A 22,160-nucleotide genomic window follows, 5' to 3' on the forward strand; every position below is an offset into this window, starting at 1 on the left:
GCCTGGCTACCAGCGCGGGGAGGGGAGCAACAGCGCGCGACCGATGCTGCTGTGTGGCGGCATCCCGTCGCTGGTGATGAAGCCATGGACCCAGAAACTGTCGAACACGGCCGCAGCGGCGATCAGCAATAGCGCGATCCCGGCGGCGGCGAACAGCCGCTGCGCGCCCTGGATCGCCCCTTGCGGCGACAGCGCGATCAGCACCAGCGGCAGGACCGGCAGGAAATACCGCCCCTGCGTCCCCTGAATATAATCCGCGCCCAGCGGCGTGCCGGTCAGATACATGGCGGTTTCGATCAGCAGCGCCACGCCTGCAGCCACGGCCAGCCACCATAGCCGCTGCGCGATACCGAAACGCGCGCCCATGCCGTTGGCGACACCCGCACCCAACATGACCGCACCCAACGGATAGGCGATCAGCGGCAGCAGGATCGCGTTCCATCCAAAGCGCCCTACGATCTGCAGCGCATAAACCGGCGCCCGCTCGATCACGCTGCTGAACAGGATGCGGACATAGCCCAGCGGATCGTGCAGCACGATGGCAAGCTGCGCCTGCAACGGCGCGGTCATCATCGTCTCGCCGGTGCGGCGCGACTGGATATGATAGAGCGCCTGGCTCCCACCCGACACATGCATCCAGCCGATAAAGGCGATCGCCCCAAGCGCGCCCGCCAACAGGATCAACCCGGGCCGCATATCCCCTCGATGTTGCTGCCATCGCAATCCGGCCGCCATCAGCGGCAGATAAACGCCCTTGCACAGCGCCAGCAGCGGCCCGGTGATCAGCAATGCCGCCGATCGTGCCGGGGCCGCACCCATGAAACCCGTCCGCAACGCCAGCGCCAACCCCACAAAGCCCAGCCCATTGATGATGGCATCGGGCGAGAGCGACCCGGTCTGATAGGCAAAGGTCGGCAGCAGCGCCGTCGCCAACAACGCATTGCGCCCGAACGGCAGCAACCGCAGCGCCGCGATCAACAGCGCGAGGCCCGTCAGCGCATTGACGATCCGCCCCACATAAAAGGCGTCGATCCACGGCAAGTCCAGCGCCCGGCCCATCGTCAGCCCCGCCGCGCCTGCCGCATACAGGGTCGGCGCATAGCTGGCGACATTAGGAAAATCGGCAAAGGCGGTGCCGGGCCGACCGGCGTCCGCACCCGCGCTACGCCCTAATTGCGCGCGATCGAACAGGCGCACCGTCGGCGGTACGTCGGTCGGAAAATCGACGGCATGAATGTCCAGCGCCGCGCGGGGCAGGTCCAGGCCGATGGCGTCGCCGCGCTGTTTGGTCAGCATATCGCCCTGCACCAGCGCCAGCGCCTTCATATAATGCTGGTTCTCGTCCGGCGCCTGGAACGGCGGGGTGACGATGGCGAAGAACACCGTCGCCACGCACACCGCCGCCAGCAACAGTTTCTCGATCGGTGTCCATGGCGCCGCAAACAGCATGTCCGCATTGCTACGCCGTTGCATGGATTGTCGTTCGCTTCGCATGATCCGCCGTGACTTGCCGTCCCCGCTTCACGGCGACATTGCGCAAAAGATTAGGGATCAGCCCTTAACATTTCGCGTCTGTATCGAAAATTTGCTGGACCGCCCGGCGAACGCGCGCGCCTATTCCTCGACCGGCTCCAGCGCGACCGGCGGATGCAGCCGCAACCGGGTCACGCGGCGACCATCGCTGGCGATGATCTCCAGCTTCCAACCGCTCGGCCCATGCTCGACGATCTCGCCCGGTTCCGGCACGCGCCCTGCCAGGACGAAGGCCAGACCGCCCAGCGTGTCGACATCCTCTTCGACCTCGCCCAGCTTTTCGTCAATCTCTTCGGCGACGTCGTCCAGTTCGGCGCGCGCATCGGCTTCCCACAGGCCACCCTCTAGCGGGATCAGCATCGCCTCGGGCGCATCGTCATGCTCGTCCTCGACCTCGCCGACGATTTCCTCGACCAGATCCTCGAACGTCAAAAGCCCTTCGGTGCCGGAATATTCGTCCAGCACGATCGCCAGATGCGTGCGCTTGGCCCGCATTTCGGCGAGCAGATCAAGCGCACCCATGCTTTCGGGCACATAGAGTGGCTGGCGGATCAACGGTTCCAGCGTCTCGGGCACGGGCGACTTGCCGGCCAGGATCGCAAAGGCGTCGCGAATGTGGATCATCCCCACAATCGTATCGAGCGTACCGCGATACACCGGGACGCGACTGTGCCCGGCCTCGGCGAACAGCGCAGCCAGATCGGCGAAGCTCGCCGTTTCCTCGATCGCGATGATGTCCGCGCGTGGCACGGCGACGTCATCGACCGTATGTTCGGAAAAATGGAGCAGGTTGCGTACCATCTGGCGCTCGATCGCCGACAGGTCGCCCTTTACCGGTGCGCCGCCGCTTTCGTCCTGCTCGTCCTCGTCATACTCGTCGAGCGCTTCTTCCAGTTCCTTGCGCAGGGTCTGGGCCTCGCCCTCGCCAAATAGCAGCGACTTGATGCCGCTCCATAAGCCGCCTTCGTTGCTACTGTCCCCTTCTTTCGAAGGGGTGCCGTCCTTCGGACTGCCGTCAGCCATAATGTCCATCAATCCCCAGTTACGCGATCCCCATAGGGATCGGGAAGGCCCATGCTCAGGAGCGTGGCGATCTCCAGCGCTTCCATCGCTTCGGCCTCATTCTCGTCCATATGATCATATCCAAGCAAATGAAAAGTCCCATGGACGATCAGATGCGTGGCATGGTCGGCGATCGATATGCCTTTGTCCGCGGCTTCGGCAGCACACACGCCTTCGGCCAGCACGATGTCGCCCAGCAATATCTCGCCATCGTCGGTATTGCCGGTGGCCTGCAACAGGTCTTCCTGCACCATCGGAAAGGACAGGACGTTGGTCGGCTTGTCCTTGTCGCGATAGGCGCGGTTCAGGCCGTGGACTTCCTCGTCCGACGTCAGCTTGACCGCGACTTCATACAGCGCCTGGTCGCTGGCGAACGCCGCATAGGGACTGTGCGCGATGGCGCTGGACACGGCGCGCTGGGCCAGCATGTCCCAGTCGATGCCGGGCCAGCCCTCTTCATGCAGGACGGCGACTTCAATCATACCTTACCACTCCACCGTTCGGTTCGAGCTTGTCGAGAACCATGTTTCGACGATGTCTCGCAACAGGTCCGAAGCTGCTCAAACCGAACGAACATATTTGGGATTCACGCATCCGGCCCCTCATATGCCTGCACGATCCGCCCGACCACCGGATGGCGGACGACGTCGGCAATCCCGAAGGGAACCATGGCGATCCCTTCCACCCCATCCAGCCGCGCCACTGCATCGGCCAGGCCGGAAGTGCCCGGCTGCGGCAGATCGACCTGTTTGGGATCGCCGCAAATGACCATGCGGCTGCCCTCGCCAAAGCGGGTCAGGAACATCTTCATCTGCGCAATCGTCGTATTCTGCGCTTCGTCCAGCACTATGAAGGCGTTGGCGAGCGTCCTCCCGCGCATGAAGGCCAGCGGTGCGATCTCTATCTCGCCGCTCGCGATCCGCCGTTCCACTTGCTCGGCAGGCAGCGTGTCGTGCAACGCATCGTAGATCGGGCGGAGATAGGGGTCGACCTTCTCCTTCATGTCGCCCGGCAAAAAGCCCAGCTTCTCGCCCGCTTCCACAGCAGGGCGCGACAGGATCAGCCGGTCGACGCTGCCGGTGATCAACTGGCTCACCGCCTGCGCCACCGCCAGATAGGTCTTGCCCGTACCTGCCGGCCCGAGTGCGAAGATGATGTCGTTGCGGTTCAGCGCCTCCATATAGGTGACCTGCGTCGCGGATCGCGGGACGATCGTCTTCTTGCGCGTGCGGATCATCACCTTGGGCGGTTCGGCGACGTCATGACGGATGATGCCATCCAGCGTCGGTTCCGATGACATGGCGATCACCGCCTCCACAGCACCGGTGTCGATCTCCTGACCCGCAACGATCCGATTATATAGGCCCGTCATCACATCACGCGCCCGGGCGGCGGCATGCGCCTCCCCCTCGATCTGCAACTTGTTGCCTCGCGCGGCGATATAGACGCCCAACCGATTTTCGATCGCCACCAGATTGCGGTCATATTGACCGAACAATGTGCCTAGCAGATGCGGCTTTTCGAACGTGACTTCCAACCGCGCGCGCTCTGCCACGGCTTCACGATGATGTTGGTTCGGTTTTTTGCCCATGGTCAGCCCCTTTTCCCGTCCGTCATGCTCGCCAAAGCGAGTATCCATCTTCCGCCGCTCGATCCTGGAGGACGGGGGCGAAGAGGGGTTCCTGCATATGCCGGAACGACGGTTTTTTGGTTCAAGCGGCTTTCCTCCTGCTGGGTTCGCCGGCCAGGCTGTTGGGACCGGCACTGATGATATCGACTTCTACCATATCGCCGATGGAAAGTTCCGGCACGGTGACATGAACGGACTGGAGCCAGGGCGTCTTGCCGATCAACTGGCCGACATTGCGGCCCTTGCGCTCCAGCAATATCTCGGTGCTGCGGCCGACCGTGGCGGTGTTGAAATCCACCTGATGCCGGTTGATCGCGGCCTGCAATCGCGCCAGTCGATCATCCATCACATCAGCGGGTATCTGATGATCCATGTCGGCCGCCGGCGTGCCGGGGCGGGGACTATATTTGAAGCTGTAGCATTGCGCATAACGCACCTGATCCACGATCTTCAGCGTGTCTTCGAACTCCGCATCCGTCTCGCCAGGAAAGCCGACGATGAAGTCGCCCGATACCGCGATATCGGGCCGCACCGCGCGCACCCGTTCGATGATCCGCAAATAGCTGTCGACATCATGGCTGCGGTTCATGGCCTTGAGGATGCGGTCATTGCCCGACTGCACCGGCAGATGTAGGAACGGCATCAGCTTGGCTTCCTCGCCATGCGCGGCGATCAGTCCGTCGCTCATGTCGTTGGGATGGCTGGTGGTGTAACGGATGCGCTTGAGGTCGCCGATCTTCGCCAGCGCGCGGACCAGTCCGTCCATGCCCTGCATTGTGCCCTTATCGTCTTCCCCGGTCCAGGCGTTCACATTCTGACCCAGCAGCGTGATTTCGCGTACGCCGCCATCGACCAGCGCCTTGGCCTCGTCCAGGATGGCGTTCCACGACCGGCTGATTTCCGCGCCGCGCGTGTAGGGCACCACGCAGTAGGTGCAGAATTTGTCGCACCCTTCCATGATCGTCAGGAATGCGGTGGGCCGCGCCTGCTTGGTGCGCGCGGGCAGGGCGCCGAATTTCGACGCCAGTGGCATGTCCGTATCCACGGCAGCTTCGCCGCGACCGGCCCTGTCGATCAGGTCGGGCAGGCGATGATAGGCCTGCGGACCCACGACGATATCCACATTGCGCGCCCGGCGCTGGATTTCGCTGCCTTCCGCCTGCGCGACGCAACCCGCCACCGCAATCATGGGGCGGCTGCCATCTTCGCGCACCATGCGACCGATGTCGGAATAGACCTTGTCCACCGCCTTCTCGCGAATATGGCAGGTGTTGAGGATGACGAGATCGGCATCCGCACCTTCCGCCGCAGCGGTCATGCCACGCGTGCCGAGCATTTCGGCCATGCGCTCGCCATCATAGACGTTCATCTGGCAGCCGAAGGATTTGACGTGGAAGGTCGCCGGAACTGTCTTCGCTACTTTGGGAGGGGCATCGTTTCGATTCATCATAGCCGCTATACAGGCGGCAACGGCGAAGCGGAAGGGCGCTGATGCGCACCGGAACTTTGGGCGATACTCTGCGCAATCCGGTCCCGCGCCGTGGCGGCAATCACCTTGCGATCGGCGCATTGCGCGGGATCGAACGGCTCCAGAAAGCGCAATGTGACGGTCAGCGGCCCCTTGCGCCCCAATATCCGCATCACGTTGGCTCCCGCAGGTTCATCGCCATGCCAGGCGATGTCCGCCGTCGCGGCGCCATAATCGATATGCACCGGCTGGATCATCACGGCGCGCGGCGGCGGTAGCAGCACCGCCAGCAGCGTCGGCTTGAACGGCAGCAACCCGCTGCCATCGCTCGTCGTGCCTTCGGGGAAAAGCGCGACCGGTTGATGCCCCAGCATGGCCGCGCGCAAAGCCTCGATCTGCCGGGCCAGCGCGCCACGCCGCTCGCGCGCCACGAATAGGGTGTTATTCTGCGCGGCCAGCCAGCCGATCACTGGCCAGCGGGCGATGCCGTCATGCGCGACAAAGGCTGCACCGGTCGCACCCGCCAGCGCCAATATGTCGATCCAGCTCACATGATTGGCGAGCAGGAAGATGTCGCCATCGTGCGGCCGTCCGTCTGTCCGCACTCTCGCCCCGACCGATCGCGCCGCCAGCGCCAGAAACCGGCGCGGCCAGGGGGAGGGGCGGCGCGCGATGCGCCAGGCCAGATGCGGGATCAGGCAGATGCCCAGGCTGGCGATCAGCGCCGCGATGCGCAGCGCCCGGCGTAACCGTGCCAATCGGTCAGTTCTTTCGGTCGATCGCGACGCCGTACAACTCCATGCGATGATCGACCAGGCGGAAGCCCAGCTTCTCGGCGATGATTTTCTGTAATTGTTCCAGTTCCGGGTCGACAAATTCGATGACGTTGCCGGTTTCTACGTCGATCAAATGGTCGTGATGCGATTCAGGTGCGGCTTCATACCGCGCGCGGCCATCGCCAAAGTCATGCCGGTCCAGGATACCTGCTTCTTCGAACAGGCGCACGGTGCGATAGACGGTAGCGATGGAAATGCCCGGATCGATCGCCGCCGAACGGCGATGCAATTCTTCCACGTCGGGATGGTCCGTAGCATCGCTCAGCACCTGGGCGATCACCCGGCGCTGTTCGGTGATGCGCAGCCCCTTTTCATGACACAGGGCTTCGACGTCGATTTTACGGTTCATGAAGTCTCGCTTGATGGCTTGTGCGAAAGATTGCGTGAAGCCTAGCGACTTTTACCAATGCAGGAAAGGGGCGCATCGGCGATGCGCCCCTTTCGGTCCGGCTTTTGAATGAAGCCGTGTATTTACTTGGCGCGGGCCGGGGCGGGGGTGCGGCGACGCTTGGTGCCCAGGCCGATCTTCTTCGCCAGGTTGCGGCGCTGTTCGGCATAGTTGGGGGCGACCATAGGATAGTCGGCCGGCAGGTTCCACTTGGCGCGATAATCGTCCGGCGTCATCTGATAATGGGTCATCAGGTGGCGCTTGAGCATCTTGAGCTTCTTGCCGTCTTCCAGGCAGATAATATAGTCGGGCTTGATCGAAGACCGGACCGAAACAGCAGGCTCCGGCTTGACTTCGGGCACGACCACAGGCTCGCTAAGACCTGCCAGCGCCGCGTGGACATTCTGGATCAGCGAAGACACGTCCGACACGGCGACACTGTTGTTCGACACATGGGCCGCTACAATGTCGGACGTCAAAGTAATGAGCAGTTCGCTCTGGGCCAATTCGGTTTCCATTTTGCTATTTCCTACAAGGCTATATTGTTGTGCGACCCGCCCTAGGAATGCATTTCAGGAGCGGTATTGGGTCGCTAGACCTTGTAGCAGGATTTCGCAAGACCCTATTGGGTCATGCCATCATGTCGATGCGAAAACTCAGCGCGTCATGAAGTTGACCATCATTGCCGCGATAGTAACCAGGACGACGATGTACATATTCGAACCCGCTTTTCTCGTATAGTTTTACGGCCTTGTTCGTTGACCGCACTTCCAGGTTCATGGACATGATGCCGCGCCGTCGCGCCGTGACCAAGCTGTGACGCAGCAAGGTTTCGCCAATTCCGCGCCCGCGCCAGGCAGGATCGACCGCCAGCAGCAACAATTCGCACTCGTCCAGCACCGACCGCACCAGCGCGAACCCCAGTGGCGCCGCGTCCAGCCGCGCGACCGTCAGCCATGTGCCCGGCATCACCATGACGCCCGCCAGTTGCGGCAGGGTCCATGCCTCGCCGAACACCGGATCGAACGCGCACGCCATGACGTCCATCGCATCGCTCAGCGCGTTGCGCTCGCCCTCATCATAAGTGTCGAGTTGCAGGTCGGGGATCATGACGCCGCGCGCTCCGCCATCGTCATCGCGTCCGCTCCCCGGCCGTAGATTGGACTGGGCGGTAAAGGCGCAAGTCGCGCGATCAGCGGATAATCGGCGGCATCCGGATACAGGTTCACGGCTGTGCCGTCCCCGCGCGCCGTCACCAGCGCCTCCGCGCCCGTGCCGTAAAATATGTCCGCGTCGAGCGACTGCGCCAGTTGCGCGATCGGGGTCGAGGTTACGGCGCTGGTCGCAGACAAACCGTCGGGTGTGAAACACTGCCAGAACAGTTCGCCATGGCCGCCGGTGATGGTCACCGCGATCGGTCCACCCGCATGGTTCTGCGCCGCTTTCGCCGCGATCATCGATGGTGCACTATAGCCCCGCAACGGAATTTGCCATGCCAGCGCCAACGCCCGCGCGGCGGCGATGCCGATCCGCACGCCGGTAAAGCTGCCTGGTCCCACGTCCACGGCAATCATATCCGCCCGCCCGCCATCGGGCAGGGCGGCGATCGCGGGCAACAGCGCTTCGGCATGGCCGCGCCCGACGACTTCGTGGAAACGGCCGATGGGCGTCCCGTCCTCCAGCAGCGCGACGGACAGAGCCTGCGTGGCGGTGTCGATCACCAGAAGGTGCAAACGATACTCCCCTCAAGCATCCGCCCCGGCATCCATGCCTTGCGGATTTGTCCTGCGGTTAGTCGATCCGTCGGAATTTGCCAAATCCCGCGCGCGCCTCAGACCGATCGAACCTCGGTCACTTCGGGCACATAATGTTTCAGCAACTGCTCGATGCCGTTCTTCAGCGTCGCGGTTGAGGACGGGCATCCCGCGCAGGCGCCCTGCATCTTGAGGTAGACCGTGCCCTTGTCGAACCCGCGATAGATGATGTCGCCACCGTCATTCGCCACCGCCGGACGCACGCGCGTGTCGATCAGTTCGCGGATCTGCTCAACGATTTCCGCGTCCTCCGGATCGTCGGCAAAGCTGCCTTCGTCCGCAGGCACGCTGATCCCCGCGGCCGAACCCAGCGTGAATAGCGGCATGTTGGCGGAAAAATGTTCCAGCAGCGTCGCCAGCACATCGGGCTTCACGTCGAACCATTCGGCACCCGGCGCGATCGTCACCGAAATAAAGTTGCTGCCGAAAAACACGCCGGTTACGTCGCCCAGCCCGAACAGCGCGTCCGCCAGCGGCGATGCTTCAGCTTCCTCGGGCGTCGCGAAATCGCGCGTTCCAGCGCCCATGACCTCACGTCCGGGCAGGAATTTGATGGTCGCCGGATTGGGCGTCAGTTCTGTTTCGATCAGCATGGCGCCCATGTGGCGATGGACGCGCCCAAGATCAAGCGTTTCGGGAACTTCGGGCGATCCTGTAGATTAAAAGGGCAAAGCAGCAGGAGATTAGGATATGACTGACGAAGCCGACATTCGCGACCGTTTCTGGAGCGACCTTTCCAGCAGCCCCTTCGTCATGCTGGGCTTGCAGAACAGCACGGAACACAGCCTGCCGATGACCGCGCAGTTGGACCCCAAGGCCAATCATTGCTTCTGGTTCTATACCTCGCGCGACAACCGCCTCGCCCCCGGAGGCCCGGCCATGGCGCAGTTCGTGGCGAAGGATCACTATCTCTTCGCCTGCGTCGAAGGCACGCTGGTGCCGGAGACGGACCCCGCCATCATCGACCGCTACTGGTCGAAGGAAGTCGAAGCCTGGTATCCGGGTGGCCGCAACGATCCCAACCTGCTGATGCTGCGCTTCGATTTGGGCACGGCGGAAATCTGGCGTTCCGACATGTCGATCAAGGGCGTCTTCAAGATGCTGTTCGGCGGCGACGTGCGAGACGAGATGAAGGGCAAACATGCAGAGGTCGTCCTCTGACGCCATTGCTCCATAAATGATCCGGCGGCCGCAGAGCAATTTGCGGCCGCTTGCTATTTGCCTGCAACTTCGTCATAGGCGTTGCAGCGCAGCAGACGGGCCGGTTCGGTCCCCTAAGCGATTGGCAGCGTGATCGTCCGCAATCCCGATTGGCGTTGAAGCCAGGAGAGGACCACGGACCGGCCAATGAGAGTCTGCGCCAAGCTTGAGGCTTCCCTTTTCACGCGGGTCGTTTCGTAACCCGCCTCGCGCCCTTCCTGCGTCCCGCAGAGCAAGTTGGCGTCCTGGCCACTTGTGAGTTTTCTTTACATGCAATTCAACGAACTTGGTCTGGCTGAGCCGATCATGAAGGCGCTCGCCTCCAAAAATTACGTCACGCCGACCCCGATCCAGCAAAAGGCGATCCCCGTCTTGCTGGACGGCAAGGATCTGTGCGGCATCGCCCAGACCGGCACCGGCAAGACCGCGGCCTTCGCGCTGCCCAGCCTCGACTATTTCGCCCGCAACCCGCGCGACACCCCGGTTAAGGGCTGCCGTATGCTGGTGCTGGCACCGACCCGCGAACTCGCTGCGCAGATCGCGCAGAGCTTCCGCGACTATGGCCGCTTCCTCAAATTGTCGGTGGAAACCGTGTTCGGCGGCGTGCCCATCAACAAGCAGATCCGCGCTCTTGCCGGTGGCGTCGATGTCGTCGTCGCGACGCCCGGCCGTTTGCTCGACCTGATCGATCAGCGCGCTCTTACCCTCAAGGACGTGGAAATCTTCGTCCTCGACGAAGCCGACCAGATGATGGACATGGGCTTCATCCATCCCTTGAAGCGCGTCGCCAAGATGCTGCCGACCGATCGCCAGAACCTCTTCTTCTCGGCGACCATGCCCAAGGAGATCGAGGCGCTCGCCGCGCAGTTCCTCAACAATCCGGTCAAGGTCAGCGTTGCCCCGCAATCGACCACCGCCGAACGCGTCCGTCAGCAGATGACCTTCGTCAACCAGGCGGAAAAGCAGGCGCTGCTGCATCTGGTGATCCAGAGCGAGGATATCGACCGCGCCCTCATCTTCACCCGCACCAAACATGGCGCCGATCGCGTCGTGCGCTTCCTGGAAGGCGCGGGCATCGACGCCTTCGCCATCCATGGCAACAAGAGCCAGGGTCAGCGCACCACCGCGCTCCAGGCGTTCCGCCAGGGCAAGGTGAAGCTGCTGGTCGCGACCGATATCGCCGCGCGCGGCATCGACGTGTCGGGCGTCAGCCACGTCATCAATTTCGAAATTCCCAACGTCGCCGAACAATATGTGCACCGCATCGGTCGCACGGCGCGGGCAGGGGCCGACGGCATCGCCATCAGCTTCGTTGCGGATGACGAGCGTCCCTATTTGAAGGCGATCGAAAAGGCGACCCGCGTCAAGCTGGACGTCGTCCCTCTGCCGGAGAATTTCCTGGAAGCCGTGCGCAACCTGCCCAAGCCCGCCGCGCCCAAGAAAGGCCCGAGCCAAAGCCCGCAGCAGCAGGCCCGCCGCGCCGATGGTCAGCGCAAATATCAGGACGGCCAGCGCCAGCAGCGCGGCGCGCCCGACCGCGCTCACCGCGCCGATGGCGACGCGCCTGCCAAGCGCCCCTTCAACCGCCGCCGTAGCGGATCGTCCGTCGGCGCGCATAAGGGCGCGGTCCAGCGCACCGGCGCACCGCGCTAAAAGATAGCGCCGTCGAAGTGACGCCTCGACAGACATGACGCACATAAAGAAGGGCGGGTGGCGATACCCGCCCTTCTTTGTCAGTGGTCATTCAGGAAAATGCCGCTAGGCTCACGCGCCTATGCATTTCATCCCCCGCCGTTCGGCCGCCTCGCTTTCCGTCATCGCCCTTCTTCTGTCGGGGTCGCCGCTCGCGGCCCAGACCGACACGGCCCCCACCGCTGCGCAAAAACCGGCGAGCGGCCAGGCGCAGGTCCGACCCTGGCTCTACGAAAATAGCGACGTGCCGATCGATCCGGCCTGGCGTTTCGGCACGCTGTCCAACGGCTTGCGCTACGCCATACGGCGCAATGGCGTGCCGCCGGGGCAGGTGTCCGTCCGCCTGCGGATCGACGCAGGCTCGCTGATGGAGCGGCCCGAAGAACTGGGTTACGCCCATTTCATCGAACATCTCTCGATGCGCGGATCGCGCCACGTGCCCGACGGCGAATCCAAGCGCATCTGGCAGCGCCTCGGCGTCACCTTCGGCAGCGACAGCAATGCGCAGACCACCCCCACCGGCACCACCTATGCGCTCGACCTGCCGCAGGCGACGGAGGCGAGCCTGGGCGAGAGCATGAAAATCCTCGCCGGGATGATGGTCGATCCCAATATCGTCGATAATGCGGTAGACGCCGAACGCGCCGTCGTGCTGGCCGAACGGCGCGAAAGCGACGGCCCGCAAATGCGCATATCCGACGCCAGCCGCCTCCATTTCTTCGCGGGCCAGCCGCTGGCCGATCATGCGCCGATCGGCACCATCGCCACGCTGACGGCGGCCACCGCCGCCAAGGTGGAGGCCTTTCAACAGCGCTGGTATCGCCCCGAAAACGCCGTGATCTCCATCGCTGGCGACATCGACCCGGCTTTGGCGGAACGTCTGATCAAGGATAATTTCGGCAGCTGGAATCCGCCGGGGAAGGGCGCCCCGCTGCCCGATTTCGGCGCCCCCAATGCCAAGCTGCCCGCCACCCGTGTGGTGGTTGAACCTGGTGTCCCGCTGGGCCTGACGCTGGCCTGGCTCCGTCCCTGGACGACCCATGCCGACACCATCGTCTATAATCAGGACAAGCTGACCGACATGCTCGCGCTGCAGATCATCAGCCGCCGGCTGGAGCAGGCGGCCCGCGGCGGCGGCAGCTTCCTGCAGGCTGGCGTCGATCAGCAGGATGTCAGCCGCTCGGTCGATGGCACGTTCGTCACCATCATCCCGACGGGCGACAATTGGGAAAAGGCGCTGGCCGATGTCCGCGCCGTGGTTGAGGACGCAAAGGCCGCTCCGCCCAGCAAGGCGGAAATCGATCGCGAATATGCGCAAATGGATACCGCGCTCGCCATCCAGGTCGAAAATGCCGACACGGAACCGGGCGCGCGCCAGGCCAGCGATCTGGTAAGCGCTGTCGATATCCGCGAAACCACCGTCAGCCCGGAGGCCGCGGTCGATATCTTCCGCGCAGGCAAGCCTGCCATGACGCCGGAAAAGATATTGGAGTCCACCCGCCGTCTCTTCTCTGCGGGCGTATTCCGCGCCTTGCTGATCACCGGAAAGGTGCAGCCGGGCCTCGACGCCAAACTCGCCGCCGCCGTGGCCGCGCCGGTCAAGGCGGCGACCAACGCGCGCCTGGCGGACAAGGCCGTGACCATGGACGATCTGCCCAAGCTGGGCGCGCCCGGAACGGTCGTGTCGCGCACGCCAATCGGCTTGCCCGGCATGGAGGTGATCACTTTCTCCAACGGCGTTAAACTCACGCTGTTCGCCAATGACGCCGAAACCGAAAAAGTCCGCATCAACGTCCGCTTCGGCCATGGGCAGCAGGCCTTTTCCCCAACCAAGCCCGTCGCCAGCTGGGCCGCCGACTACGCCCTGATTGCCAGCGGCATCGGCAAGCTGGGTCAGCGCGAACTGGACGACCTGACCAATGGTCGCCGCATGGGCATGGACTTTTCGACCGACGACGATGCCTTCGAAATGCAGGTGGTGACGCGCCCGGCCGATTATCGCGACCAGTTGCGGCTGTTCGCGACGAAGCTCGCCGAACCGGGCTGGGATCCGGCCCCCCTCGCGCGGGTCAAAACGGGCGCATCGGTCGCCTACGACGCCATGTCGCGCTCGCCGGACGCTGTGCTGGGCCGCGATCTCAACTGGCTTCTGCATGACAAGGATGTGCGCTTCCGCACGCCCTCTCGCGAGGAAATCAACGGCCTGACACCCCAGGCCTTCCGCGCGACATGGGAACCGATCCTGGCGTCGGGACCGATCGAGGTGCAGATTTTCGGCCAGGTAAAGGCCGATGACGCGATCCAGGCCGTCGCCGCCACATTCGGCGCTTTGCCCGCCCGACCGGACGTGCCGGTCCCCGCGATCAACCGCGCCATGCGCTTCCCTGCGCATGTCGAAACCCCGGTGATCCTACGCCACGAAGGCGACAAGGAACAGGCCGCCGCAGTCATGGCCTGGCCCACTGCAGGCGGCTTCGAACTGCAAAAGCAGGCGCGCCAGCTGGAAATCCTGACGCAAATCTTCAACGATCGCCTGTTCGACAAATTGCGTTCGACGCAAGGCGCGGCCTATTCGCCCAGCGTCCAGAATAATTGGCCCTTCTCCTACGAGAGCGGCGGCTATATTCTGGTCACCAGCCAGGTGCGGCCCGACCGGATCGCCTATTTCTATGGCGTGGTGAAGGATACGGCGGCCGATCTCGCCAAGACGCCGGTCAGCGCCGACGAATTGCAACGCGCGATCGCGCCGATGCGTCAGCAACTCATGCGCGCCAGCACCGGCAACGCCTTCTGGATGAACCAGATGGAAGGCGCCACGCACGATCCGCGCTATGTCGATGCGATGAAGTCGATGTCGCAGGATATGTTGTCGGTCACCCCTGCGGATATTCAGGCGCTGGCGGCCAAATATCTCGTCCCGGGCAAAAGCTGGTCGGCGGTGGTATTGCCGGAGGGGGTGGCGGCGCGCTGAACGCGCCGCCCCATCAGGTCAGGCGGGCTGCGGCGCGTCCATCAACTGGGCGTAAAGCCGAACATATTCGAGGTGAAGACTGCGGATCGCGGGATTGCGCGACTGTTCAGCGAGTTGGCGATTACGCTCCATCCGCGCTTCGAAATAGGCACGGTCGAAACAGGGGTTCATCGTCATATATGCTGCCTCCCATATTGGCAGGAATGACAATCTTCACCCTGCCAGGAAGTTGCGGCAACGCAGCGCTGGTTGCCCCGATATGAGGTGGAATGTGACCCATATGCGACCGGGTGCCTCAGCCGATCCGCGATCGAGATAAGGCTGACCTATGTTTCTATCATCTTGATAAAATGCGGCTTTGTCGCGCCAAGGCGGCGGCGGGACGATCGCAACCGTTTATGCCAACCGGTTTGCCGCGGACGCGTTATCAGATGCCATGCTGCATCGCATCGGCATAGGCTTCATATATGCTGCTTACCGCATGCCTTTGAGCGCCGCCACGATCATCTGGGCACTCCGATGGGCCGTGGTGGCCGCGGACAATTTCGGTCGCGACAGGCTGCGATGGCCCAGGCCGAACATGCAGGCCAGGATCATTTCCTCCGCTGCATCCAGCGTCTCGCCCGACAACTGGTCGTTGGCGGCGCAAGCGAAATAACGAATGAACGCGCGAACCCGCTCGCACAATCCGGCAATGGTGTCGGCGACGGCGGGGTTACGAAAACTTTCCGCCAGAATGTCGAAGGCCAGCGCTTCGTCCTTCTCGTCGATCGTATGCAACAATATCTGCTCGAAACTTTGCTCCACCGTCAGCGCGCCTGCATCCATCCGGGCCTGCACCGCGGCGATCTGCGCGCACCATTGGTCGGCGTCGGCAAGGACCAGCGCCTCGATGATATCTTCCTTGCTTTTGAACAGCCGATAGATTTGCCCGACCGACACTTGGGCAACCGACGCCAGTTCCGCCATGGGGGTCTGGTGAAATCCGTGGCGTTCGAATAAGGTGCGTGCAGCCGACAAAATAGATGTACGACCATTTTTTTCTTGCTGCATTGCAACCATGTCCGCCCCGTTGCCGTTTTTTGCCTCTTGAAATCGCTCTGCCATGATCGTACCTGCGCGGCAAGCGGAATGAACGTTCATTCCAACTCTTCGATCCCTATACCGAAACGGATATTCAAGCGATGCAACAGGGGACAATCTTAGGCCTGCTGATATGCTTATCGGCACTGTCGCTCAGTGCGTGCAGCGAAAGCCAGCCGCCCGCCCCGCCGCCGCCAACGGTCGGCGTCGTCACGCTGAAAACCGAGTCGGCCCCCCTGATGACCGAGCTGCCCGGCCGGATCGTGGCCGTGGAAACCGCCGAAGTGCGTCCCCAGATCAACGGCGTCATCCGTCGCCGCCTGTTCGAAGAGGGCGGCTATGTCCGCGCGGGCCAGCTTCTCTACGAAATTGACGACGCACCTTATCGCGCCGCCCTGGCCCAGGCGCAGGGTTCGCTGGCAAAGGCCAACGCCGCTATCCGCTCGACCGGATTGCAGGCGCAGCGATACAAGGATCTGGTCGGTATCAACGCCGTCAGCCGCCAGGAATATGACGATGCCGATGCCGCAGCGCAGCAGGCGCGTGCCGATGTTGCAGCGCAACGTGGCGCTGTTCAGGCAGCGCAAGTGAATCAGAATTTCACACGGCTTCGCGCCCCCATCTCCGGCCGCATCAGCCGTTCGCTCTTCACCCCCGGCGCGCTCGTGCAGGCGGGGCAGGCCGATCCGCTGACGACAATTCAGCGCACCGATACTGTCTATGTCGATGTCTCACAGTCGGCCGCGCAGATCATCGACCTCAAGCAGGCGATGAAAAGCGGCGGCATCAGCGCCGCTCAGGGCGCACGCATCCAGTTGATGCTGCCCAATGGCAGCGTCTATCCGATCGAAGGGCGGCTACAATTTTCCGAAGTCACCGTCGATCAGACGTCCGGCGCGGTAACCCTGCGTGCATCCTTCCCCAATCCCGACGGCCTGCTTCTTCCCGGCATGTATGTCCGCGCCAAACTGGTCGAAGGGCAAGTGACCCAGGCGATCCTGGCGCCGCAGCAGGGCATCAGCCGCGATGCGCGCGGCCGCGCCACCGCCATGGTCGTGGGCAAGGATAACAAGGCCGAAATGCGTCAGGTCACGGTCGACCGCGTGGTTGGCGACAAATGGATCGTCACCAAGGGGCTGAAGCCCGGCGACAAGCTGATCGTCGAAGGCCTGGTCAACCTGCGGCCCGGATCGGTCGTAAAGCCGGGCGCGCCGCAGCAGGTCACCGTCGCCGACGGTGGCGCGCAAAATGGCGCGCAAAACAGTGCTCAGGGCGGGGCAAACTAAGCCATGGCCCGCTATTTCATCGATCGGCCCATCTTTGCATGGGTCATCGCCGTCGTCATCATGCTGGCAGGTCTGCTGGCGATGCGGACGCTGCCCGTTGCGCAGTTCCCCGAAATCGCGCCGCCCGCCGTCACGATCGCGACCAGCTATCCTGGCGCGAACGCCCAGACGCTGGAAAGCACCACGACCCAGATCATCGAACAACAGCTTAAGGGCATCGATAATCTGCGCTATTTCTCCTCGACCAGCGACGGGTCGGGCAATCTTAGCATCACCCTGACCTTCGAACAGGGCACCGATCCCGACATCGCGCAGGTCCAGGTCCAGAATAAATTGTCGCAGGCGACGCCTTTGTTGCCGCAGGAAGTGCAGCAACAAGGTCTGCGCGTTGGCAAATCGACCGCCAGCTTCCTGCTGATCATGGCCGCCTATGCCGATGACGGCATTCACGATCAGGAAGACGCTGCCGATTTCGTTGCGTCCAGCCTTCAGGATCCCATCAGCCGCGTCAACGGCGTGGGCGACACCCAGTTGTTCGGATCGCAATATGCGATGCGCATCTGGCTCGACCCTTATAAGATGGCCAATCTGGGCGTCACCACCGGCGACGTCAAATCGGCGATCACGGCCCAGAATGCGCAGGTTTCCGCTGGACAAATCGGCGGCGCGCCGTCGCCCAAGGGGCAGGCGATCAACGCGACCGTTACGGCGCAATCGCGCCTGCGGACGCCCGAAGAATTTGCCAATATTCGCCTGCGCAGCAACAGCGACGGTTCGGTCGTCCTGATCTCGGATGTCGGCCGGGTCGAACTGGGCGCTGAAAATTACGGCTTCGGCGTCAAGTTTAACGGCCATCCCGCGGCCGGCTTCGGCGTCAAGCTGGCGCCGGGCGCGAACGCGCTCGACACGGTCGAGGCGGTCAAGAGCCGGGTCGATCAACTGTCGAAGAATTTCCCCACCTGGGTGAAATATGATTTCCCCGTCGACAATTCGACCTTCGTCAAATTGTCGGTCGAACAGGTCATCCACACTCTGTTCGAAGCGGTGCTGCTGGTGTTCGTCGTCATGTTCCTGTTCCTTCAGAACTGGCGCGCGACCCTCATCCCCACTATCGCCGTGCCAGTCGTGCTGCTGGGATCGCTCGCGATCCTGAGCGTCGCAGGCTTCACCATCAACACCCTGACCCTGTTCGGCATGGTGCTGGCGATCGGCCTGCTGGTCGATGACGCGATCGTCGTCGTGGAAAATGTCGAACGACTGATCCAGGACGAAGGCCTCAGCCCCCGCGAAGCGGCGCGCAAGTCGATGGACGAGATTAGCGGCGCGCTGATCGGCATCGGCCTCGTCCTGTCGGCGGTGTTCCTGCCAATGGCCTTTTTCGGCGGATCGACCGGCGTCATCTTCCGGCAATTCTCGATCACCATCGTCTCTTCGATGATCCTGTCGGTGCTGGTGGCGTTGATCCTCACCCCGGCCCTATGCGCCACCATCCTGAAACCGGCTTCGCACGGCCACACCTGGAACGGTCCGGTCGGCTCGATCTTCGGCCGTTTCTTCGACTGGTTCAACCGCACCTTCGACAAGGGCGTGACCCGCTATGGCCGCGGCGTTGAAAAGGTCGAACGGCGCTGGGTCCGCACGATGCTGGCCTATGGCCTGATCGTGGCTGGCATGATCTTCATCTTCATGCGCCTGCCCAGCGGTTTCCTGCCCGAAGAGGATCAAGGCATTCTCATCGCCCAGGTGTCGCTCCCCGCAGGCGCGACGCTGGAGGAAACCGAACGCACCCTCGCCAAGATGCGCGACCATTATCTCGTCGATGAAAAGGCCAATGTCGCGGCCGTGTTCACGATCGGCGGCTTCGGTTTCGTAGGGCAGGGGCAAAATGTCGGTATCGTCTTTGCGCGGATGAAGGATTGGGACCAGCGTACGAGCAAGGACAGCAAGGTCGATGCCATCGCCCTGCGCGCCAACGCGGCGTTCCAGAAACTGACTGCCGGCATGGCGCTCGCCTTTGTGCCGCCTGCGGTGCAGGAACTGGGCAATGCGTCCGGCTTCGATTTCCAGCTGCTAGACCAGGGCAATCTGGGCCATGACAAACTCATCGCCGCGCGCAACCAGTTGCTGGGCATGGCGATGGGCGACAAGCGCCTGGCGCAGGTCCGCCCCAACGGCCTGGAGGACACGCCGCAGCTCAAGCTCAACGTCGATCAGGCGGCGGCAGGCGCGTTGGGCATCGCTCAGTCCGACGTCAACGACACGATCAGCACCAATTTGGGCGGCGCCTATGTCAACGACTTCATCGACCGCGATCGGGTGAAGCGCGTCTATGTGCAGGCCGACGCCCCGTTCCGCACCTCGCCCGATGCGATCAACGCCTATCATGTGCGCGGCAGCACCGGCACCATGGCGCCGCTGTCGGCCTTCGCCACCACCGAATGGGTGCAGGGACCGGCGCGGCTGGAGCGGTTCAACGGCGTGCCGTCGGTCAATATCCAGGGCGCACCCGCGCCCGGCGTGTCGAGCGGCACGGCGATGAAGGCGATGGAGGAACATGCCGCCAAGCTGCCAGCCGGTATCGGTTTCAGCTGGAACGGCATCTCTTATGAAGAACAGACGTCCGGCGGTCAGTCCTCCTACGTCTATGCACTCTCGATGCTCATCGTGTTCCTGTGTCTCGCGGCATTGTATGAAAGCTGGTCGGTGCCGATCGCGGTCATGCTCGTGGTGCCGCTGGGCGTCCTGGGCGCAGTGATCGGCGCGACGCTGGCGGGCCTCAACAACGACATCTATCTGCAGGTCGGCCTGATCACGACCATCGGCGTGTCGGCGAAGAACGCGATCCTGATCGTGGAGTTCGCCGAGGAAAAGATGCGCGAGGGGCTACCCCCCGCCAAAGCCGCGCTCGAAGCGGGCAAGCTGCGCCTGCGTCCGATCCTGATGACCAGCTTCGCCTTCATCTTCGGCGTGCTGCCCTTGGCGATGTCGAAGGGTGCGGGCGCGGGCGGTCAGAATGCGATCGGCTGGGCCGTGGTCGGGGGCATGTTGTCCGCAACGGTGCTGGCGGTCTTCTTCGTGCCCGTCTTCTTCACTGTCGTGAAGCGGCTGTTCCGCGAACATAAAGATCATGACACGGATGGCGAAGCGGCACAGCCCGACGCCCCGCAGGAGGCTTGAAGACCATGCGCACCATAAACGCGCTGGGCGCCGTCACTCTTTCGCTGGCGCTGGCCGCCTGCGACATGGCGCCCAAATATGTACGGCCCCAACTGCCGGTGCCGACCGCCACGCCGCAGGGGCCGTCCTACGGCGCCGATAGCGGGCAGGGCGCGGTCGTGTCGGCGGATACGGGCTGGCGCGATTTCTTCACCGACGCGCGGCTGGCCCGCGTGATCGAAACCGCGCTCGCCAACAACCGCGACTTGCGGCTGGCGGTCGCCAATGTCGAACAGGCGCGCGCGCAATATCGGGTGCAGCGCGCTGACCTGCTGCCGACGGTGGCGGGGACGGGGACGGCTACTTTCTCGTCCCAACCGCTCGTCCAGTTCGGCCAGAGCGACCGGCTGCGGCAGGACGTCTATCAGGCGCAAGTCGGCATTTCCTCCTGGGAAATCGACCTGTTCGGCCGGGTCCGCAACCTGACGAAATCGGCACAGGAACAATATTTCGCCAGCGTCGAAAACCGCAATGCCGCCCAAGTCACGCTGGTCGCCGAAACCGCCAACGCCTGGCTGACCATGGCAGCAGATCAGGAACGGCTGCGCATCGCCCGCGATCTGGAAAGCGCGTTCGGCAAGACGCTGGAACTGAACAAGGCCCGCTTCGCCAAGGGTGTCGCATCCGAACTGGACGTGCGCCAGGCACAGACCAGCTATGACAGCGCCCGGTCGGACATCGCCCAGGCGACAACGCTGGTGGCGCAGGACCAGAATGCGCTGAACCTGCTCGCCGGCACCACCGTTCCGGCGACGGACCTTCCCGACGCCCTGCCGTCCTCCGATGCCTCGTTGGACAATCTGCCGTCGGGCGTCGGCTCAGACATTCTGCTGCGCCGTCCCGACATCGCGTCGGCGGAACATCAGTTGCGCAGCGCCAATGCGGATATCGGCGCGGCGCGCGCCGCCTTCTTCCCCAGCATTTCCCTGACCGCTGCATTGGGCACCGTCAGCACGGCCTTGTCGGGCCTGTTCGCCGCGGACAGTGAAACCTGGTCGGTGGCGCCGACGGCCAGCGTCCCCTTCTTCGACTTCGGCAAGAACAAGGCCAATCTACGCTACGCCAAAGCCACCTATGACGCGATGCTCGCCACCTATGAAAAGAGCGTGCAAACCGGGTTCCGCGAAGTCGCCGACGCACTCGCCCGGCGCGGCACGATGAGCCAGCAACTCGAAGCGCAAACCTCGCTGCGCGACGCTTCACGCGTGGCCTACACATTGTCCGAAGCCCGCTTCCGCTATGGCGTGGACAGCTTCCTGACCACGCTGGATTCGCAACGTTCGCTCTACAGCGCGGAACAGAGCCTGCTCGCCACCCGCCTGACCCGGGCCAGCAATATGGTCGAACTCTATCGGGCGATGGGCGGCGGCCTGAAATAGGCTTTGGCCGCAAACCACGGGAAGCATCTGACAACGATCTCCGCTATGGACCATGGCGCATAGCGGAGACGTTTGATGACTTTGGCCCACATCCTCTTCCCCTCGCCGGTTGGCGACCTGACCCTGGTCGCCAGCGACACAGGCCTGGTCGCGATCCTATGGCAAGATGATGATCCTGCGCGCGTCCGGCTGGCCGCCCGGGAGGTGCGAACCGATCATCCGATCCTGGCGATGGCGCAGGCCCAACTGACGGACTATTTCGCAGGCGCGCGGCGCGCCTTCACCGTCCCGCTCGATGCATGCGGCACGCCCTTTCAGCAGATGGTGTGGGCTGCCCTGCGCGATATCCCCTTCGGCGAAACCCGAAGCTATGGCGACATCGCCCGCGCCATTGGCCGCCCCACCGCCAGCCGCGCCGTCGGCGCCGCCAACGGCCGCAACCCCCTATCGATCATCGCCCCCTGCCACCGCGTCGTCGGCGCGAACGGCGCGCTCACCGGTTTTGCTGGCGGCGTGAAAACGAAGCGCTGGCTGCTCGATCTCGAACGCAAGGCTATAGACGATAAGGAATAATGGTGCACCCAACATGAAAGCGATGGGCA

Annotated in this window: 20 protein-coding genes; 7 read left to right on the forward strand and 13 right to left on the reverse strand. The window is 63.2% G+C overall.

The annotated features are described in order from the left end of the window. Positions 1-6: 6 nt before the first annotated feature. The 11 genes from U5A89_RS09905 to U5A89_RS09955 form a co-directional block, all read right to left on the reverse strand. A complete protein-coding gene (locus U5A89_RS09905; RefSeq protein ID WP_445190643.1) occupies positions 7-1,494 on the reverse strand; it encodes a DUF2142 domain-containing protein in 1,488 nt (495 codons plus the stop codon). A gap of 120 nt (positions 1,495-1,614) precedes the next feature. Then, positions 1,615-2,556, reverse strand: coding sequence for a hemolysin family protein (locus U5A89_RS09910; RefSeq protein WP_338160983.1), 942 nt, complete (start codon positions 2,554-2,556; stop codon positions 1,615-1,617). Positions 2,557-2,564: 8 nt separating this feature from the next. After that, positions 2,565-3,077, reverse strand: coding sequence for an rRNA maturation RNase YbeY (ybeY, locus tag U5A89_RS09915; RefSeq protein WP_338160984.1), 513 nt, complete (start codon positions 3,075-3,077; stop codon positions 2,565-2,567). 104 nt (positions 3,078-3,181) lie between these two features. Further along, positions 3,182-4,186, reverse strand: coding sequence for a PhoH family protein (locus tag U5A89_RS09920; RefSeq protein WP_338163003.1), 1,005 nt, complete (start codon positions 4,184-4,186; stop codon positions 3,182-3,184). A 121-nt stretch (positions 4,187-4,307) separates the two neighbouring features. Continuing rightward, positions 4,308-5,672 carry a tRNA (N6-isopentenyl adenosine(37)-C2)-methylthiotransferase MiaB gene (gene miaB, locus U5A89_RS09925; protein WP_338160985.1) on the reverse strand — a complete coding sequence of 455 codons (1,365 nt, stop codon included), beginning with the start codon at positions 5,670-5,672 and terminating at the stop codon, positions 4,308-4,310. 8 nt (positions 5,673-5,680) lie between these two features. Beyond that, on the reverse strand, positions 5,681-6,451 hold the full coding sequence (locus U5A89_RS09930) for a lysophospholipid acyltransferase family protein (RefSeq protein ID WP_338160986.1): 771 nt from the start codon (positions 6,449-6,451) through the stop codon (positions 5,681-5,683). Between the two features lie 4 nt (positions 6,452-6,455). After that, a complete protein-coding gene (locus U5A89_RS09935) occupies positions 6,456-6,878 on the reverse strand; it encodes a Fur family transcriptional regulator (RefSeq protein ID WP_338160987.1) in 423 nt (140 codons plus the stop codon). A 122-nt stretch (positions 6,879-7,000) separates the two neighbouring features. After that, complete coding sequence (locus tag U5A89_RS09940; protein ID WP_338160988.1) at positions 7,001-7,435, reverse strand: Ros/MucR family transcriptional regulator; 435 nt, start codon at positions 7,433-7,435, stop codon at positions 7,001-7,003. Between the two features lie 112 nt (positions 7,436-7,547). Beyond that, positions 7,548-8,027, reverse strand: a complete 480-nt coding sequence (locus U5A89_RS09945) for a GNAT family N-acetyltransferase (RefSeq protein ID WP_338160989.1) — start codon at positions 8,025-8,027, stop codon at positions 7,548-7,550. Beyond that, a complete protein-coding gene (gene tsaB, locus U5A89_RS09950; protein ID WP_338160990.1) occupies positions 8,024-8,650 on the reverse strand; it encodes a tRNA (adenosine(37)-N6)-threonylcarbamoyltransferase complex dimerization subunit type 1 TsaB in 627 nt (208 codons plus the stop codon). The genes U5A89_RS09945 and tsaB overlap by 4 nt, the downstream gene beginning before the upstream one ends. A gap of 98 nt (positions 8,651-8,748) precedes the next feature. Continuing rightward, positions 8,749-9,324, reverse strand: a complete 576-nt coding sequence (locus tag U5A89_RS09955) for a NifU family protein (RefSeq protein ID WP_338160991.1) — start codon at positions 9,322-9,324, stop codon at positions 8,749-8,751. A 97-nt stretch (positions 9,325-9,421) separates the two neighbouring features. Between U5A89_RS09955 and U5A89_RS09960 the strand changes: the two genes are divergently transcribed. The 3 genes from U5A89_RS09960 to U5A89_RS09970 all read left to right on the forward strand — a co-directional run bounded on the left by U5A89_RS09960 (position 9,422) and on the right by U5A89_RS09970 (position 14,594). Then, positions 9,422-9,892: a pyridoxamine 5'-phosphate oxidase family protein gene (locus U5A89_RS09960; RefSeq protein WP_338160992.1), complete on the forward strand. Its 471-nt coding sequence runs from the start codon at positions 9,422-9,424 to the stop codon at positions 9,890-9,892. A gap of 309 nt (positions 9,893-10,201) precedes the next feature. Next, a complete protein-coding gene (locus tag U5A89_RS09965) occupies positions 10,202-11,584 on the forward strand; it encodes a DEAD/DEAH box helicase (RefSeq protein WP_338163004.1) in 1,383 nt (460 codons plus the stop codon). Positions 11,585-11,705: 121 nt separating this feature from the next. After that, positions 11,706-14,594, forward strand: coding sequence for a M16 family metallopeptidase (locus tag U5A89_RS09970; RefSeq protein ID WP_338160993.1), 2,889 nt, complete (start codon positions 11,706-11,708; stop codon positions 14,592-14,594). Positions 14,595-14,612: 18 nt separating this feature from the next. Here U5A89_RS09970 and U5A89_RS09975 read toward each other — a convergent pair whose 3' ends face one another. Continuing rightward, a complete protein-coding gene (locus U5A89_RS09975; RefSeq protein ID WP_338160994.1) occupies positions 14,613-14,771 on the reverse strand; it encodes a hypothetical protein in 159 nt (52 codons plus the stop codon). Positions 14,772-15,068: 297 nt separating this feature from the next. After that, the gene (locus tag U5A89_RS09980; RefSeq protein ID WP_338163005.1) at positions 15,069-15,656 is read right to left on the reverse strand and encodes a TetR/AcrR family transcriptional regulator; all 588 of its coding nucleotides are present in this window, start codon (positions 15,654-15,656) and stop codon (positions 15,069-15,071) included. A gap of 122 nt (positions 15,657-15,778) precedes the next feature. On the opposite strand from U5A89_RS09980, the gene U5A89_RS09985 reads away from it, so the two are divergent. The 4 genes from U5A89_RS09985 (at position 15,779) to U5A89_RS10000 (ending at position 22,131) form a co-directional block, all read left to right on the forward strand. Continuing rightward, the gene (locus tag U5A89_RS09985; protein ID WP_338160995.1) at positions 15,779-16,963 is read left to right on the forward strand and encodes an efflux RND transporter periplasmic adaptor subunit; all 1,185 of its coding nucleotides are present in this window, start codon (positions 15,779-15,781) and stop codon (positions 16,961-16,963) included. 3 nt (positions 16,964-16,966) lie between these two features. Then, on the forward strand, positions 16,967-20,140 hold the full coding sequence (locus U5A89_RS09990; protein WP_338160996.1) for an efflux RND transporter permease subunit: 3,174 nt from the start codon (positions 16,967-16,969) through the stop codon (positions 20,138-20,140). Between the two features lie 5 nt (positions 20,141-20,145). Then, positions 20,146-21,558 (forward strand): efflux transporter outer membrane subunit, encoded by a 1,413-nt coding sequence (locus tag U5A89_RS09995; RefSeq protein ID WP_338160997.1) that lies wholly within the window; start codon positions 20,146-20,148, stop codon positions 21,556-21,558. Between the two features lie 75 nt (positions 21,559-21,633). Further along, entirely contained in the window at positions 21,634-22,131 is a 498-nt protein-coding gene (locus U5A89_RS10000) for a methylated-DNA--[protein]-cysteine S-methyltransferase (protein ID WP_338160998.1), read from the forward strand. The last annotated feature ends 29 nt before the right edge of the window (positions 22,132-22,160 follow it).

The organism is Sphingobium sp. HWE2-09 (assembly GCF_035989265.1).
Classification (GTDB): domain Bacteria; phylum Pseudomonadota; class Alphaproteobacteria; order Sphingomonadales; family Sphingomonadaceae; genus Sphingobium.

What these genes read in the sequence shown, in the direction of transcription:
- U5A89_RS09905 (WP_445190643.1), bottom strand. Translation starts at nt 1,494, where the DNA reads ATGCGAAGCGAACGACAATCCATGCAACGGCGTAGCAATGCGGACATG.
- U5A89_RS09920 (WP_338163003.1), bottom strand. Translation starts at nt 4,186, where the DNA reads ATGGGCAAAAAACCGAACCAACATCATCGTGAAGCCGTGGCAGAGCGC.
- U5A89_RS09965 (WP_338163004.1), top strand. Translation starts at nt 10,202, where the DNA reads ATGCAATTCAACGAACTTGGTCTGGCTGAGCCGATCATGAAGGCGCTC.
- U5A89_RS09980 (WP_338163005.1), bottom strand. Translation starts at nt 15,656, where the DNA reads ATGGTTGCAATGCAGCAAGAAAAAAATGGTCGTACATCTATTTTGTCG.
- U5A89_RS09960 (WP_338160992.1), top strand. Translation starts at nt 9,422, where the DNA reads ATGACTGACGAAGCCGACATTCGCGACCGTTTCTGGAGCGACCTTTCC.
- U5A89_RS09985 (WP_338160995.1), top strand. Translation starts at nt 15,779, where the DNA reads ATGCAACAGGGGACAATCTTAGGCCTGCTGATATGCTTATCGGCACTG.
- U5A89_RS09940 (WP_338160988.1), bottom strand. Translation starts at nt 7,435, where the DNA reads ATGGAAACCGAATTGGCCCAGAGCGAACTGCTCATTACTTTGACGTCC.
- U5A89_RS09995 (WP_338160997.1), top strand. Translation starts at nt 20,146, where the DNA reads ATGCGCACCATAAACGCGCTGGGCGCCGTCACTCTTTCGCTGGCGCTG.
- ybeY (WP_338160984.1), bottom strand. Translation starts at nt 3,077, where the DNA reads ATGATTGAAGTCGCCGTCCTGCATGAAGAGGGCTGGCCCGGCATCGAC.
- miaB (WP_338160985.1), bottom strand. Translation starts at nt 5,672, where the DNA reads ATGAATCGAAACGATGCCCCTCCCAAAGTAGCGAAGACAGTTCCGGCG.
- U5A89_RS10000 (WP_338160998.1), top strand. Translation starts at nt 21,634, where the DNA reads ATGACTTTGGCCCACATCCTCTTCCCCTCGCCGGTTGGCGACCTGACC.
- U5A89_RS09945 (WP_338160989.1), bottom strand. Translation starts at nt 8,027, where the DNA reads ATGATCCCCGACCTGCAACTCGACACTTATGATGAGGGCGAGCGCAAC.
- U5A89_RS09910 (WP_338160983.1), bottom strand. Translation starts at nt 2,556, where the DNA reads ATGGCTGACGGCAGTCCGAAGGACGGCACCCCTTCGAAAGAAGGGGAC.
- U5A89_RS09975 (WP_338160994.1), bottom strand. Translation starts at nt 14,771, where the DNA reads ATGACGATGAACCCCTGTTTCGACCGTGCCTATTTCGAAGCGCGGATG.
- U5A89_RS09935 (WP_338160987.1), bottom strand. Translation starts at nt 6,878, where the DNA reads ATGAACCGTAAAATCGACGTCGAAGCCCTGTGTCATGAAAAGGGGCTG.
- U5A89_RS09970 (WP_338160993.1), top strand. Translation starts at nt 11,706, where the DNA reads ATGCATTTCATCCCCCGCCGTTCGGCCGCCTCGCTTTCCGTCATCGCC.
- U5A89_RS09990 (WP_338160996.1), top strand. Translation starts at nt 16,967, where the DNA reads ATGGCCCGCTATTTCATCGATCGGCCCATCTTTGCATGGGTCATCGCC.
- U5A89_RS09955 (WP_338160991.1), bottom strand. Translation starts at nt 9,324, where the DNA reads ATGCTGATCGAAACAGAACTGACGCCCAATCCGGCGACCATCAAATTC.